This is a genomic window from Acinetobacter amyesii (assembly GCF_002018365.1).
GTDB classification, from domain to species: Bacteria; Pseudomonadota; Gammaproteobacteria; order Pseudomonadales; family Moraxellaceae; genus Acinetobacter; species Acinetobacter amyesii.
On the sequence record NZ_MVKX01000001.1, the window covers coordinates 75172 to 90498 of the forward strand.

Annotated in this window: 16 protein-coding genes; 6 read left to right on the forward strand and 10 right to left on the reverse strand. The window is 40.6% G+C overall.

Going from position 1 to position 15327, the window contains the following annotated elements; genetic code table 11:
• Positions 1 to 2 precede the first annotated feature (2 nt).
• On the forward strand, positions 3 to 638 hold the full coding sequence (coq7, locus tag B1202_RS00385; protein WP_078188555.1) for a 2-polyprenyl-3-methyl-6-methoxy-1,4-benzoquinone monooxygenase: 636 nt from the start codon (positions 3 to 5) through the stop codon (positions 636 to 638).
• 69 nt (positions 639 to 707) lie between these two features.
• Here the strand turns inward: coq7 and B1202_RS00390 are convergent, their stop codons facing one another.
• The 7 genes from B1202_RS00390 to B1202_RS00420 all read right to left on the reverse strand — a co-directional run bounded on the left by B1202_RS00390 (position 708) and on the right by B1202_RS00420 (position 5928).
• Entirely contained in the window at positions 708 to 1397 is a 690-nt protein-coding gene (locus B1202_RS00390) for a hypothetical protein (RefSeq protein ID WP_078188556.1), read from the reverse strand.
• 77 nt (positions 1398 to 1474) lie between these two features.
• Complete coding sequence (locus B1202_RS00395) at positions 1475 to 2053, reverse strand: DedA family protein (protein ID WP_228145113.1); 579 nt, start codon at positions 2051 to 2053, stop codon at positions 1475 to 1477.
• 161 nt (positions 2054 to 2214) lie between these two features.
• Entirely contained in the window at positions 2215 to 2664 is a 450-nt protein-coding gene (locus B1202_RS00400; RefSeq protein WP_078188557.1) for a 2-amino-4-hydroxy-6-hydroxymethyldihydropteridine diphosphokinase, read from the reverse strand.
• Positions 2621 to 3001 (reverse strand): dihydroneopterin aldolase, encoded by a 381-nt coding sequence (folB, locus tag B1202_RS00405; RefSeq protein ID WP_078188558.1) that lies wholly within the window; start codon positions 2999 to 3001, stop codon positions 2621 to 2623. The genes B1202_RS00400 and folB overlap by 44 nt, the downstream gene beginning before the upstream one ends.
• Before the next feature lie 83 nt (positions 3002 to 3084).
• Complete coding sequence (locus B1202_RS00410; RefSeq protein ID WP_078188559.1) at positions 3085 to 4383, reverse strand: ABC1 kinase family protein; 1299 nt, start codon at positions 4381 to 4383, stop codon at positions 3085 to 3087.
• Positions 4384 to 4441: 58 nt separating this feature from the next.
• Positions 4442 to 5221 carry a HesA/MoeB/ThiF family protein gene (locus tag B1202_RS00415; RefSeq protein WP_078188560.1) on the reverse strand — a complete coding sequence of 260 codons (780 nt, stop codon included), beginning with the start codon at positions 5219 to 5221 and terminating at the stop codon, positions 4442 to 4444.
• A 104-nt stretch (positions 5222 to 5325) separates the two neighbouring features.
• On the reverse strand, positions 5326 to 5928 hold the full coding sequence (locus B1202_RS00420) for a TetR/AcrR family transcriptional regulator (RefSeq protein WP_078188561.1): 603 nt from the start codon (positions 5926 to 5928) through the stop codon (positions 5326 to 5328).
• Between the two features lie 71 nt (positions 5929 to 5999).
• Here B1202_RS00420 and B1202_RS00425 point away from each other — a divergent pair, with 71 nt between their 5' ends.
• Positions 6000 to 7199 carry a multidrug effflux MFS transporter gene (locus tag B1202_RS00425; protein WP_228145114.1) on the forward strand — a complete coding sequence of 400 codons (1200 nt, stop codon included), beginning with the start codon at positions 6000 to 6002 and terminating at the stop codon, positions 7197 to 7199.
• A 99-nt stretch (positions 7200 to 7298) separates the two neighbouring features.
• On the opposite strand, the gene B1202_RS00430 is transcribed toward B1202_RS00425, so the two are convergent.
• From B1202_RS00430 to B1202_RS00440, 3 genes are all read right to left on the reverse strand, one after another.
• The gene (locus B1202_RS00430) at positions 7299 to 8942 is read right to left on the reverse strand and encodes an AMP-binding protein (protein WP_078188562.1); all 1644 of its coding nucleotides are present in this window, start codon (positions 8940 to 8942) and stop codon (positions 7299 to 7301) included.
• Between the two features lie 310 nt (positions 8943 to 9252).
• Positions 9253 to 10389 (reverse strand): acyl-CoA dehydrogenase family protein, encoded by a 1137-nt coding sequence (locus B1202_RS00435; protein ID WP_078188563.1) that lies wholly within the window; start codon positions 10387 to 10389, stop codon positions 9253 to 9255.
• A 319-nt stretch (positions 10390 to 10708) separates the two neighbouring features.
• Positions 10709 to 11479, reverse strand: a complete 771-nt coding sequence (locus B1202_RS00440) for a 3-hydroxyacyl-CoA dehydrogenase (protein ID WP_078188564.1) — start codon at positions 11477 to 11479, stop codon at positions 10709 to 10711.
• Between the two features lie 141 nt (positions 11480 to 11620).
• On the opposite strand from B1202_RS00440, the gene B1202_RS00445 reads away from it, so the two are divergent.
• From B1202_RS00445 to B1202_RS00460, 4 genes are all read left to right on the forward strand, one after another.
• Positions 11621 to 12655: an AraC family transcriptional regulator gene (locus tag B1202_RS00445; RefSeq protein WP_078188565.1), complete on the forward strand. Its 1035-nt coding sequence runs from the start codon at positions 11621 to 11623 to the stop codon at positions 12653 to 12655.
• Positions 12656 to 12833: 178 nt separating this feature from the next.
• Positions 12834 to 13187 (forward strand): hypothetical protein, encoded by a 354-nt coding sequence (locus tag B1202_RS00450; protein WP_078188566.1) that lies wholly within the window; start codon positions 12834 to 12836, stop codon positions 13185 to 13187.
• 314 nt (positions 13188 to 13501) lie between these two features.
• Positions 13502 to 14470 (forward strand): aliphatic sulfonate ABC transporter substrate-binding protein, encoded by a 969-nt coding sequence (locus tag B1202_RS00455; RefSeq protein WP_078188567.1) that lies wholly within the window; start codon positions 13502 to 13504, stop codon positions 14468 to 14470.
• A 1-nt stretch (position 14471) separates the two neighbouring features.
• Positions 14472 to 15302 (forward strand): ABC transporter permease, encoded by an 831-nt coding sequence (locus B1202_RS00460; RefSeq protein ID WP_078188568.1) that lies wholly within the window; start codon positions 14472 to 14474, stop codon positions 15300 to 15302.
• Positions 15303 to 15327 lie beyond the last annotated feature (25 nt).

Here is a 15327-nt window from a genome sequence, read left to right on the forward strand (position 1 = left end):
CCATGCGTCAATTTACAGGTGTCGACAAACTTATTCACTCATTTGATCAGGCCTTACGTAGTTTAGTTCCCGGAGCAACGGCTGCACATCGTGAAAATCCGTCTGTTGCTGAAAAGACTCAACTTGCAGTCAGCGAAGCACGTCATGTGGCAGGTCTAATGCGGGTCAACCATAGTGGTGAAGTGTGTGCTCAAGCGCTTTATCATGGACAAGCTCTCACCGCGAAACTGCCAAATGTACGCCGTGAAATGGAACAAGCTGCGATTGAAGAACAAGATCATTTGGCTTGGTGTGAAGACCGCTTAAAAGAATTAGACAGCCATACCAGTCTGCTCAACCCTGTTTGGTACGGCCTTTCTTTTGGGATGGGTGCATTGGCAGGTATTGCCGGTGATAAATACAGCTTAGGTTTTGTCGCTGAAACTGAGCGTCAAGTGAGCCTGCATTTAGAAGATCACATCCGCCAACTTCCTGAACAAGACGAACGTTCACGTAAAATCTTAGTGCAAATGAATGAAGATGAACTGCATCACCGTGATACAGCACTCAATGCAGGTGGTGTAGACCTTCCTGTTCCAGTTCGTATTGCCATGACTGGTATTTCAAAGCTGATGACCAAAACCAGTTATTACATTTAATGATTTTCTAATGATTGTCGCTAAGTTTTATAAATAGTGAACAAAAAGCCTGCAATGATGCAGGCTTTTTTATGAGAAATGTTTTGACTCTAATACAATAATTCCTTCGCCATCAAAACAGTTTATAGGCTGCCATCGACTTGGTGTAAACCAATCAAAATTCAAACTATAAAGTTGCTCAGTGGACGGATAACCTGATCCACCTAATTCAAGCAGCCATCCTGCCGGACAAATTTCCTTTTGGTTATTAATCACAACAGTATGATCATGTGCCAATTCCAGTAATAAATGACGATCCAGCTCAAATGCAATAACAGCAAATCCAGCTATTTGAATAAGCTCTGGAAAACGAGCCGAAGTCAGACCTTGACGAATATCAGTCATCTGTTCCAGAGTATAGTTGGTTTCAAATGATCGGTTGATCCATGTCCCCTGAGGCAATATCACCTCACCATAAACTAAAGGTTGTTTAAGCTGAATAATAATTTGTGCCATATACTCTTGATAAGCACGATCTGATTGATGATTTGAAAAAGCAATCTCTGCATAACTCAAGAGAACAAAAATTGGAAAAATGAGTAAAGTCGATAGCCCCCATTTTACAGTTTTATCTAGTTTAGGATGATACTTGCTTAATTTCTGTTGTTTTTTCTGCCATGCATTCCAATACAACCAAGCAGGAATCACGAATATGACCAGCAACACCGAAAAACACATAATGATAAAGGCAATCGCACCCGCACCATAACCTAAACCCATATTGCTCTCACTGAATATCCTTTTAAATCTTTTGATTATGTTTTGACGATTTTATCAGATCAGCCACGTTCACTTTATCAATGTTGATGATGCTTACGCCACCACTTCAACACCGTATAGAGCACACGTAAAAATACGATACATAAAATAACGGCAATAACGATGTAAATATCTTGATGATAAGGCAGCATTTTCGCCCAAAATAGATGTAAATAATGACTGATTTGGAAGCCAATCGTTGCGACCAACATCGCCCAAATAAAACAGGCAACCAAATTAATCAGCACATATTTCCAAACAGGATAAGCACGCACACCGACTGCAATAGGTAAAATAGTTCTAAAACCCCAAGCAAAGCGCATAAATAAAATGGTCAAAATAGGATAACGTTCAATAAACTGGCTCGCACGATCGAATTTTTGTGCAAATTCTGCATTCGACTGGATAAGTTTTTGCCCATAGCGAGCGCCCATTTGATAATAAAACTGATCGCCAATAAAACTGCCCAACATCGCCACTGCAATCAACATTGAAAAATGAAGTATGTGTTGATGTACGGCATAGGCGCCAATCATCAGCACTGTTTCTCCTTCAAACAATGTGCCAATAAAAATCGCAATATAGCCATAGTGCTGAATCAGATCCGTCCAGTTCATATCATTATTTTGAAGCTAAAAAGATAATGTAATCCTGCGACAGCCTATACGCTAGCGCATACCATGACAGGATTTGAATATTTTTGTTATTGTTTATCTAGCGTATTTAGGTCAGTTTGAAATATCACTCATGTGCATTGAAAACATTTCGTTTCATTCGCTCAATCCACTAAAACTTTTTGGCAACTCACCATAGGAAATTGATGTGCTGGATGTTCAAACATCTCATTTTTCCAAATGTCGAACATTGGTATTTTAACATCGAGTGCTAAAGGCAGTTTTTTCGGATTAAATTGCATATGCGCTAAGCTTTCGCCCCACGCGATCAGATCCAGATCCAAAGCGATATTATGAGACGGACGAACACGACCTGAGCCTGCTTCCATTTTTTTCAGTAAGGTGCTGATTTCATCTACAGATAAACTGCTTTTCACCAAACAAGCTGCATTCCAATAATCCGCCCCAATGCCATCACGACAAGGAATCACATAAATTTTGGAAAATTCAGCATGACCCAAAGCCTGAATTTGACGTAAAGCCAGTTGAAAATGCGGTTTGGGATTGAAATTACTCGCCAGAGCTAGGGCGAAAATCGTTTCGGTGGCGTTCAAGACGAATTCCTACAGAATTGGCTTGCGCGATAATGGCAGGCTTCCGGATGGTAATCATAATAGATTCAATGCTGTCATAGGTAGCAAAAAGTGCATCAATCACCAGTTTTGCTGCATGTTCGATCAATTTAGGTTGAGCAGTTTGAATGACTTTGGCTGATATTTCGCAAATTTCAGCATAATTCAAGGTATCTTCAAGCTCATCTGACTGAGCCGCCTGCGCTAAACTGGTTTGAATATTGAGGTCGAGCATCAAAGGCTGAATAATCTGACGCTCCCAATTGAAACAGCCGATGACAGTCTCAACTTTCAAACCTTCAATGATAATTGCGTCCATTCTTACACTCAAAATAAAATCTTAAACATCAATAAAATCCTCCTGTTTAAGCAAGAGGATTTTATTTATTTCTTGCAGCTAAATTATTGCTTCAACAATAAATTAGGGTCCATAGTCTGCACCATTTGAATACGCTGGTCTGCATAAATATCGGTATATGGCGCAAGGATGCGCATAAAGCGATCGAAGTACAACATTTGTTTGAATAATAAAGCGAAGTCACGTGGGAAGCGAATACCATGACGCTCTCCGACTTGTACCATATCCATCATGATGTCATTCAAATCGGCAGGATTTGAGGTTAATAACTCTTGCGGATCGGCCAAAAGCACACCGCTAAATAAGCGCTCTAAATCGGCAGCTAAGACATGTGTATCAATTTTGACAGCTGTCATGCCCATTTTCAGCATGTTTTCAGCCATCAAGTTGTAGTCAGTTTTTTGTAGAGCATCCATAAACGCAATACATGCTGTCCACACTTCAGGTTTCAACTGACCCACGATACCAAAATCGATGAAGCCTACTCGACCATCTTCAAGCAGCATCAGGTTGCCTGCATGTAAGTCTGCATGGAAACTGTTACATAACATCAAGCTGCCAAACCATGTATTCATCGCTGTCACCAAAACTTGCGATGGATCTTTAGCGACCTTCTTGACCACGTCAAAATCAGTCAATGGTACGCCGTATAAACGCTCCATGGTTAAGACGCGACGTGTTGAATATTGGTGATAAACCTTTGGTGCTGTTGCGGCTTTATTTTGAGTTACGTTCAGATAATTCACAAAGTCGTCAAGATTTTGAGCTTCTTCAATAAAGTCCACCTCACGTACCATGCGAACTTTAATTTCTTCAACGATATCTGCAAGTGAAGCAAATTTGACTTTGGGTACAGCTTTTTCGACCAGTTTAGTAGCCCAATGTAAGACGTTTAAATCTGTATAGAGAATCGTCTCGACACCCGGTTTTTGCACCTTAATAACAACATTTTCACCACTGACCAATTTAGCGGCATGCACCTGTGCAATCGATGCGGAAGCCAAAGGCTTTTCATCAATTGAAGCAAATATTTCATCTAAATTACGACTAGCAAATTCTGAAGCCAATACCTGCTGCACATAACTAAACGGCAATGAAGGTGTCTGATCTAAACAGCCTTGAAACTCTTCGACATATTCACGTGGAAATAAAGAAGGTGTACTGGCAATAAATTGGCCTAATTTAATATAAGTTGAACCTAGCGATTCAAAAGTTTCACGCATTAATTTTGCGTTACTTGGTTTTTCAGTTGCATATTTAAAGCCGGCTTTTGCCGCGACGACTGCGGTCTCACCCATTCGGGCAACCGAGCGAATTCCATCTAACCAGATATTGTTTTTCATAATGTCTTAGAAAAAAATAATTAACGTGAGTGTAGCAAAAAAATAAGGGCTTGCTGCTTTATCTTGCCTGACAGATTGGACAATCGGGATCTTTTTCAAAAGCGAGAATTTTTTGTTTCATTGACCGACCATCCCACAACAAAAGCTTTTGTTTCAGTGCTGTCGTCCCTAAACCCAAATAGAGCAAGGCATGATGTGCTTCCAAACTTGCCATAACATTTGGTGTTGTTGCAAGTACACCCGAGTCTGCACAGCGCAAACTTTCACTGGCATGCTGTTCTTTTGGAAATAAACATTCATAACAGGCAGCATCAGCTTCAACCATAAATAACTGCCCTTGAAATCCAATTGCAGAAGCACTAATCAGCGCCACATTATTTTCCACACAGCTTGCGTTAACCAAATACCGTGTACTGAAATTATCACAACCGTCGAGAACCAAATCTTGCCGTGAAATCAATGCCTTTGCGTTGCTTTCATCTAATTTTGTGGTATAGCTTTGCACACGGATATACGGATTAATCGCTAGTAAGCGTTTAGCCAAAATTTCAGCTTTATAAAATCCTACATCGTGTTCTGTATACGCGATTTGTCGTTGCAAATTACTGATTTCAATTCGATCTGCATCGATCAAAGTGATTTGTCCGACGCCTGCACGTGCCAATAATTCGGCTGTGGCACACCCAATTCCACCGCACCCCACGATGAGTACATTGGCAAGTTTTAGCTTCTCTTGCGCATCGATGTCCCAACCATCCAACAAAATTTGACGGCTGTATAGATGCATTTCATCATCACTTAATTCCATGTCTGAATCTAGATCGAGCTGTGCATCCATGTTCTGCTATCTCATTTAAAACATAAAACCGTGGCCATTATAACGAGCAATCCAAAGATAAGGACGAAAATAAATATTCAATTTTGCTATGAAAGTTTAGGCATTCACATTTTAAATAAAGCCTGAATACTTTGTTCAATTACCATATTTACCTGCTGCATATCTATCTGCTGATTTAAAAATAGTAAATCGACGAAAGGCTTCGAAATGGTCGCACCAAATAACATATCCGCCATAATCTCTGCATTTAAGTTCAATGCAAATTGGGCACTTGGAATATGACTCACAGCATGAATCAAATGATCTCGGCTTTTGGCGATGCCTTTTTCATAAAACGTATCGCTTATACCATCAACCCCAACACGCTCTGCGATCGCTAGTCGGCACAACTTGATATGGCGCTCGGACAGGACATGTTCAGCAATTTTCTTCAGTTGATTTTGCAAGGCCAACACTCGATCTAAACTATTGGCATCAAAAGCATCTTCAGTCCATAAATAGGACGACTCAACCAATGAAATAAGCAGTTCACGTTTATCAGAAAAATACACATATAGCGTTTTTTTAGACATGCCCGCTGCGGTCGCAATCTCAGACATGGTGACATTTTCAAAACCCTTTTCACCAAAGAGTTGTTCTGCAATAGAAAAGATTTCTGCACGCCGCTGTTCTGCCGACATGACCAAAGGACGGCCTAGTTTTGCCAATGCTGCTCTCCTTGACTTAGGAAACCAATAGGTTTCATAATGCGCCGCTTTCCACAAGATCCGACCACATTATGACAGCATCAAGTACACGTGCAATGCCCATACTCATTGCATTACTCGCAACCATCGGCCCGATAGGTATCGATATGTACCTACCAAGCATTCCCGCTATGGCAACATCTTTAGGGAGTAGCGAAGGTGCGATCCAACTGAGTTTGATGACATTTTTTGTGGGTTTAATGCTCGGCCAGCTGATGTATGGCCCACTATCGGATAAATTTGGCCGTAAGCCGCTTATTTACTTAGGTTTAGGGATTTATATTTTAGGCTCAATCGGCTGCGCGTTTGCACAAAGCGTTGAACAATTACAATGGATTCGCTTTATTCAAGGTTTAGGCGGTTCAATTGGGATGGTGATTGCTTTTGCCATTATCAAAGATCAGTTTCAAGGCCCCGCAATAGGCAAAATGATGTCGATGGTTTTGGCAATATTAGGCCTTTCACCGGTGGCTGCACCACTAATTGGCGATGGCTTACAGGCTTTAGGCTCATGGCGAAATATTTTTATTTTTTTAGCCGTATATGCCGCGATTGTATTGGCAGCCGTTGCAGTGCTGCTGCCTGAAACACGTCAAGTGGAAATGCGCCAACAATTCAAGCTTTCACAAACCATCAAATTATATGGGCAAATTATCAGGGATCGTAAGTTCATCATTTACTCACTGACACTGTGTATTGCGCAAGCTGGCTTCTTTGCCTATATCGCTGGTTCAGCCAGTGTATTTATCAGTGAGTATCAGCTGAGTTCAACCCAATTTAGCCTACTCTTTGCATTCAATGCATTTGGTTTAATTGCTGCAGCAATCTTCAACCCCAAAGTGCATGAAAAATTTGGCCCACTGAATGCCTATAAAATCATGAACAACAGTTTCTTGCTCATTATGGCTATACTGCTCCTTGCGCTATGCTTAGGCTATTCAAATTTAATCTTCTTCTGTTGCGCACTATTTATCGCCGTTGCACTTTTAGGTTTCATTATGCCTACCGGCAGCCAGTTGGCTCTTATGTTTCAGCATAAAAATGCTGGCACAGCATCTGCATTATTAGGCGCTTTACAATTTGGCTTTGGTGCGTTCATTACAACTTTAACAGGTAAATTTAGTGGTTTTGGCAGCTTAGGTTTAGTCACAATCATGTTTGCTTGTGCGCTTATTTCTGCACTGCTTTGCCTCATGAGCTTTCCAAAACATTTACCGATGTCTCAGCATTAAAATTGCCTACTCAAAAATAATTATTATCCAACTTCAGATAAGCAAATCAAAAAAGGCTGCATGTACGCAGCCTTTCCTTTAATTCAACTCAGCCTAAACTTAACTGACCTTTTGCATACATTGTGCTTTGGCCACTTCTTGTTGCTTCAACAGATTACGTTGGATTTTTCCACTCGATGTTTTAGGCAATCCATCTACAAATTCAATTTCTTTTGGATAAGCATGTTTGGATAAACGAGATCGTACATAGGCTTGTAGTTTATCCATGAGTTCAGAACTAGCTTCATATTGTGGTTTCAATACCACAAAAGCTTTGACCAATTCTGTACGCTCAGGATCAGGCTTACCAACAACTGCCGACTCTAAAACCTCTTCGCACTCTAATAATGTGCTCTCCACATCAAAAGGCCCTACACGATAGCCTGACGTTGTAATGACATCGTCAGCACGGCCAACAAAATCAATGCCACCTTCTTCATTTAAACGAACAGTATCACCAGTTAAATAGTAGTTCCCGACAAAGGCTTTACGGTTATTGCCACCATAGCCCGTGAACCACATGAGTGGAGATTGCGAGCAGTCTAATGCCAATGTTCCAATCCCACCACGTTCAATTTCTTGGTGGTCTTTATTGAGCACCGCGAAACGATGTCCCGGTATAGCAAAACCAGCTGAACCCACTTTTTTGTAGTGTTCTAAAGCATGATGATTTGCAATCACCATACCGAGTTCCGTTTGTCCATATTGGTCATAAATATTGACGTTTAAGTCGTGATTAAACCATTGAATTACTTCAGGCGTTAGTGGCTCTCCTGCGCTACTCACAACCCGTAAATGTGCTTTTATGGATGCATCAAATTTTTCTTTAAAACCAAAGAACATACGAAAAGCCGTTGGTGAACCGGTCAAATTGCTGACTTTATATTTTTTGATGACTTGAAGTGCATGATCAACACTAAAAGCCCGTTCATCCATAATAATGCTATGCCCTAAACTTAAAGGCCCTGCAATTCCATAGTACAAACCATAAGCCCAACCCGGATCTGCCAAATTCCAAAATGAATCTTCATCACGCAAATCAACCGCATGTGTCATATACCCTTTAAATGCCAACAACGCTTTGTGTGGCACAGGTACAGACTTGGCTAAACCGGTCGTTCCTGAGGTAAACATCATTAAAAATTCATCGTCAAATGAACGGGGAACTGAGTTAAATGTGGTGTCATGCAGTTGCAGCTCTGACCAAAAGTCAGGATCTGTCTGAATTGCTTGATTAGCATGTACCGTTAAAATATGCGGTAAATCAATATAATTGAGTTTTGAGCGTTGCTCAGTGTTGGTTACAATCAGCTTTGTTCCCGCAGTTTGCACCCGATGTTCAATCGCTTTGGACTCGAATGCCGTAAACAACGGCTGATAAATTGCCCCTATACGCCATGTTGCCAATACGGTGATCAATAACTCTGCTGTGCGGGGTAATAGACCTGCAATGCAATCACCTGCTTTCAATCCAATGCGTTGATAATAATTAGCCAATTGTGCAGAAGCTAAATCTAATTGCTCAAAAGTCCATTGCTCAGATTCACCATTTTTACCTTCCCAGATCAGCGCAGTTCGATTTTGCCCAACATAGCGCCCACAACATTCATCATAAGCATTGATTGAACTTGGCGTACCGACCAATTGTTCTGTAACCATCTTTTCAAAATTAAAATCACGATATGCTTGTTCTAGTGTCTTCATGACGACAATTCCTATCCTGTAAACTATGATTCAAAGTGCAATACTTTGAGGTTTATTGATCTTGTTGTTGTACCGCTGCGTATCCGTGACGATTCCTTTGCCACATCCGCTTTTACTGCTATTCCATACACCGATTGCAATGTTGGTTTTTTAGTTTTGAAACTTACACTCTTCGACAATTTATTCGTAAATTACCTATTCTTAGACTGTCTATCCCTAGATAACCATGTTTGGATATCCCCTGCAATTTCCATAACCATCAACGCCATTGCAGGGTTTGAACATCGACTAAAGTCTATTTTTTAACCACTTATCCTTTGGTTACTTCACGTGCGATCACCAAACGTTGAATGTCCGATGCACCTTCATAAATTTGACTGACACGCACATCACGATAAATTCGTTCTACTGGGAAATCAGATACATAACCGTAGCCCCCATGGATTTGAATGGCATCTGAACACACCCGTTCAGCCATCGTCGATGCAAAAAGTTTCGCCATTGAGGCTTCTTTTAAGCATGGAAAACCGGCATCTTTTAACGTCGCTGCATGGAAGATTAATTGGCGTGCCGCCTCAATTTGGGTGGCCATATCTGCTAGGCGAAATGCCACGGCCTGATGCTGTACAATCTCCACCCCAAATGCCTTGCGTTCATTGGCATATTCAACGGCTGCATCTAATGCTGCTCGTGCCATACCCACAGACTGCGCAGCAATACCAATTCGACCTGACTCTAGGTTTGATAAGGCAATTTTATAGCCTTCCCCCTCTTGGCCTAAAAGACTATCCGCAGGAATACGACAGTCATCTAAAACAATGGTTGCTGTATCAGAACAATGCTGACCCATTTTGTCTTCTAATCGCGATACGATATAACCCGGCACACCCGTCGGCACTAAAAAGCACGAAATACCTTTTTTACCTGCAGACTTGTCCGTTACCGCAAAAACCAAAGCTACTTGGGCATGTTTTCCTGTGGTAATAAATTGCTTGGTGCCATTTAACACCCACTCATCACCATCACGCTCCGCTTTACATTCCAATGCACTCGCATCTGAACCCACTTGTGGTTCTGTTAAGCAAAAACAACCTAACCATTCGCCAGTGGCTAATTTTTTTAAGTATTTTTCTTTTTGTGCTTCTGTACCATAACGCTGCGTAATGCCACATGGCAGTGAGTTTTGTACGCTGACAATCGTCGAAATCGCACCATCACCTGCAGCAATTTCCTCTAAGGCAACAACCAAAGACACATAGTCTAAACCTGCACCCCCCCATTCATCCGAAACCGTCATGCCTAAAGCACCCAGCTCACCAAGTTCCTTTAGCTCTTGTGCAGGAAATGCTGCCGTTTTGTCACGCTCTGCTGCCGTCGGTTTCAGTTTTTCTTGCGAATAGCTTCGCATCATGTCCTGAACCATTTTTTGTTCATCATTTAAAATCATGAGACCTCCTTTTCTAAATCTTTTATAGCGCGTATAGCTTTAAATGTTGGATAACTGCGGAATTAAAAATTCTTTAACTGTATAAAGCAAAGTTGGATACACGACGACGTCATTTGCAACCGTCTGAGGCAGGATGCCATTAATCTCTAATTTTTCTGCGACCTATAAATCAATAAATACTTGATGACAAGTTTTGCAAATGACAATGATTTTGGTTACTTTTGCCTAAAACAAAAGTAACGCGATGAGCTACTGTCAACGAAGTTATTCTCGATCAGACTCCGTCGTAGAAGCCTGAATAAGCAGTTTTAATAAATAACTATTTAGGCTGCATACGGATCGCGCCATCAAGACGTATCACTTCGCCATTGAGATAAGCATTTTCAAAAATATGCGTCACTAATTTTGCAAACTCTTGTGGTTTTGCTAAACGTGGAGGGAAAGGCACCATTTGCCCCAAAGCATCTTGTACATTTTGTGCTAAGCCTTTGAGCATCGGCGTTTCCATAATGCCCGGAGCAATGGTCATCACACGGATTGATTCACGTGCAAGCTCACGTGCAAGAGGTAATGTCATTGCAACCACTGCCCCTTTTGATGCTGCATAAGCCGACTGACCAATTTGACCATCAAAAGCCGCAACCGATGCCGTATTCACAATCACGCCACGCTCTTCTTCACCTGCTTTTAATTCATATTTAGCAATCAGTTGTGCCGCATAGCGCAGCATATTGAATGTGCCTGAAACATTAATATTTAATACTTTTTGGAACATAGCTAAATCATGTAATCCGTCACGACCTAAAACTTTTGCAGAGGGTGCGATACCTGCACAGTTCACTAAACCATTGAGTTGACCAAATTCCGCTTCAACTTGTGCAAAGAAAGCGCCGACCGCTTGTTCATCGGTAACATCCAATTGAACAAATTTTGCATGATCACCGAGTTGACGTTGCATCGCTTCGCCATGCTCATGATTCATATCCACAATAATCACTTTGGCACCCAAGCCAATCAGATGTGTTGCTGTCGCAGCGCCTAGACCAGATGCACCGCCTGTCACGACGAAAACTTTTCCTTTAATGTCCATAGCATTTCCCTATTTACGATATCTTGTTTTAAATTCGACTTAAGATGCAGAGTAAACAGAGAATTTATTCAGTACAATTTCCAAATGTTGCATCTTTCCTGATGTATTTGGACAATTCTGAACAAGGACCTATCCGCACATATGCCGAAGCAAGGACTCGAATACAGCAAAGGGACGATTTCTATCGACTTGGTGCATGAAGCATTACACGATGCGCAAAAAAAGCACTTTGATATTTCTGCTATTTTACAAAAGGCAGGTATACCCTCAGAGTTACTGCTATCAAGTAAGACTAGAGTTTCCGTTTCACAATATGCGGCTTTATGGACTCATCTTGCAGATGTGATGGATGATGAATTTTTTGGCATGGATCGGCATGCCATGCGACGTGGTAGTTTCAAACTACTGTCGAAAATGGTCATGCATAACAGCACTTTGGGAGACGCACTCAAGCAAATTCTACAATTTTTAAATCTGGTTTTAGATGACTTGCATAGTGACTTAACCATTGAAGATCACTTTGCTTATATTGTGATCTATGATCAACAAGCGCCTAAACGCATGTTCAGCTATGCAACATATTTGATGCTCATCCATACACTACTGTGCTGGCTAAGTGGTCAACGGATTTTATTAAACCAAATCCAATTTAAATGTGATGCACCGCTTGATGATCACGACTATAAAGTTCGCTTCTGTGAAAATATTCATTACCAAGCCAGTCAAAACTATATTCAGCTAGATGCCAGTTATTTAAGTCTGCCAATCAAACAAGACACACGTTCGTGGTATCAATTCTTACAACAAACACCTGAAAACCTTTTGGTGCGCTTTAAAAACCCGTATGCACTCAGCAGCCAAATTCGTAAACAACTGTTAGACGTTTCTCCTGCCGAATGGTTAGAGTTTTATGAGTTGGCGGTCAAAATGAATATGTCGGAAGCCACGATGCATCGCCGTCTTAAAAGTGAAGGTGTGAGTTATCAACAACTCAAAAATGATATCCGACGTGATACTGCCATCGATTTTTTAACCCATACCGATAAAAGTTTGCAAGATATCAGTGAAGAACTAAATTTTCATGATCCGAGTGCTTTTCATCGGGCTTTTAAAAAATGGACAGGCGTCAGTCCCGGTGCGTATCGTCAAAACAATGCGCCTGAATTCAAGGCCTAAAATTTGATATTCATCTAATTATTAAAAAATCAATAACTTAAAAATATTCAATAAATAGACTGACCATTCATCCTTGAACGATTGCTACTTTAGTCTAATTAGGTTATTTTTCACTCAATTTAAAGCGCTTTGCTTATTTATTTTCCAATTCTCCTGCATCTCCTTGAAAGGCTTTCCTATGCTTAAGATGATTGATGTTCTTGAACAACAACTTGTTCAAAACTTTTCAGATTCTCTTTTCACTCAGATTGACGCAATTGATGAACTGTTTCATGAACAGCTTAAAACTGTCGCAGATATCGATTTGCAAAATTTGATCTCACAATTTTTTAGCACTGAAAATGCAGTTGAAGTTGCTCATGCACTGGATATCCAAGCGGATGACATTGAAGCAATTCAAGCAGGTGCAAATCTAAAAGATGAAAATTTAGTGAATGCAACTGCAAAAATTATTGCTTACTGTCTTGCAGTAGAAACAGCAGCTTTAGAACAAGTTGAAGTTTTCGATAGCTTACAAGACTACCCTATGTAAGTATTAATCACTTATAAAAAAGCAGCGAAAGCTGCTTTTTTATTGGAAAGATTATTTTAAGCCTATATTCACTATAATTTTTGAATATTCATTACACTAAAATATCTAAGCATTTTTCATGCAAGCTTACACATTAATTTATATAACACTATTTCAGCATAATTAAATCCAATAAAGTATTTTATATCAAATGCTTATATTTGATTTATACACTTATCTCGTTTTCTATTATTCTTAGCATTTATTCTGTTTTGTTTCTGAAATATTTCCGTCGTATCTATGTGCTCATAATTCAACACTTGTTTGTGAACGATATGACTTCCCTATTTAAAAGCTCAAAACTGATTTTTTCTACGCTGACGTTCAGCCTACTCAGTAGCTCTATCTTTGCTGCTATTCCTTCGACACTCAAACTGGATTATGCCTACTATGCACCGACCAGTTTAGTGGTGAAGGAACAAAAACTCTTAGAAAAAGCATTACCCAAAACACAAATTAAATGGGTCTTTAGCCAAGGCAGTAATCGCTCACTCGAATATCTGAATAGTGGCAGTGTGGATTTTGCCTCAACGGCAGGACTGGCAGCCGTTTTGAGTCGTGCCAATGGCAGTCCGATTAAAACCGTATATATCCAGTCACAGCCTGAATGGACGGCATTGGTTGTGGCAATAAACTCTCCGATTAAAAGTCTGAAAGACCTCAAAGGCAAAAAAATTGCGGCGACCAAAGGAACCGATCCATTCCTATTTACTTTGCAGTCGTTGGAAACAGTCAGCCTCAATAAACGTGATGTGCAATTGGTACATTTACAACATCCTGATGGAAAAACAGCTTTAGAACGTGGTCAAGTCGATGCATGGGCGGGATTAGATCCACTCATGGCATCGGCACAGGTACAATCAGGCGCGCGTTTGCTGTATCGAAATGTGGGTTTTAACAGCTATAGTGTTTTAAGTACCAAACAACAATTTAGCCAGCAAAGTCCTGAAGCCGTTGAAGCTGTGATTAAAGCCTATGAACAAGCACGTCAATGGGCCAAAGCCAATCCAGATAAATTAGCCGAATTATTGGCACGTGAGTCCAAGCTTCCATTAGCTGTTGCCAAGCTTCAGTTGAGTCGTACCAACTTTGATCAAAATATCCCGACAGCTAAACACATTGCAGCCTTAAAGAAATCTGGCACAATTTTAACTGAGGAAGATTTAGTTCGTAAAGGAACCAATGTCAATCAAGTGATTGACCAACTTTTTGATGCACGTTATGCGAAAAAGGTTGTGAAATAACATGTCATCATCAGTGACTCAACCCAAAATCGATACAGCGGTTTCGACCGCTTCCGATTCATCAAACCATATAAAACCCAAGATAATCTTGATTGTAAAAGGTATAACTCTTCCAGTAGTTTTATTGCTGCTATGCGAAATATTGGTCAAAAATGGTGTTATCGAGCCCTATCTACTCCCTGCTCCAAGTAGTCTTTGGCAGTCCTTTATAGAGTTATCTGAAGGTGAACTTTGGCAGCATATCTGGACCAGTACTTGGCGGGTATTTTTAGGCTTTTTTATTGGTAGCGGACTTGCTCTGATATTTGCACTCTTGGTCGGTTTAAACAAACAAGCCGAAGCTTTTTTGGAACCCACATTTTCAGCGATTAAATCCATCCCCAGTTTGGCATGGATTCCCTTACTGCTCTTATGGTTAGGTATTGATGAATCCTCAAAAATCACCCTCATTGCCATAGGTGCTTTTTTCCCGACCTATACCAATACTGTTGCAGCGATTCAAGGCGTAGACCGAAAACTCATTGAAGTTGCGCAAGTTTATCGTTTGAAATATTTGAGGCAAATTCGTGAAATTATTTTACCTGCTGCATCACCGGGTATACTTACAGGCTTACGCAATAGTTTAAGTTTGGCATGGATGTTTATGATTGCAGCAGAACTGATTGCAGCCACGCAAGGTATAGGCTATTTGCTCAGTGATGGTCGTGAAACTTCACGTCCGGATATCGTGATTATCGCCATTATTCTATTGGCGCTCTTAGGGAAAATCACCGATAGCCTGATGAAATATCTAGAACAATATCTACTGCGTTGGCGTGATGTGGTGAAGTAAACCTATTTTCTACACTTGCAATTGC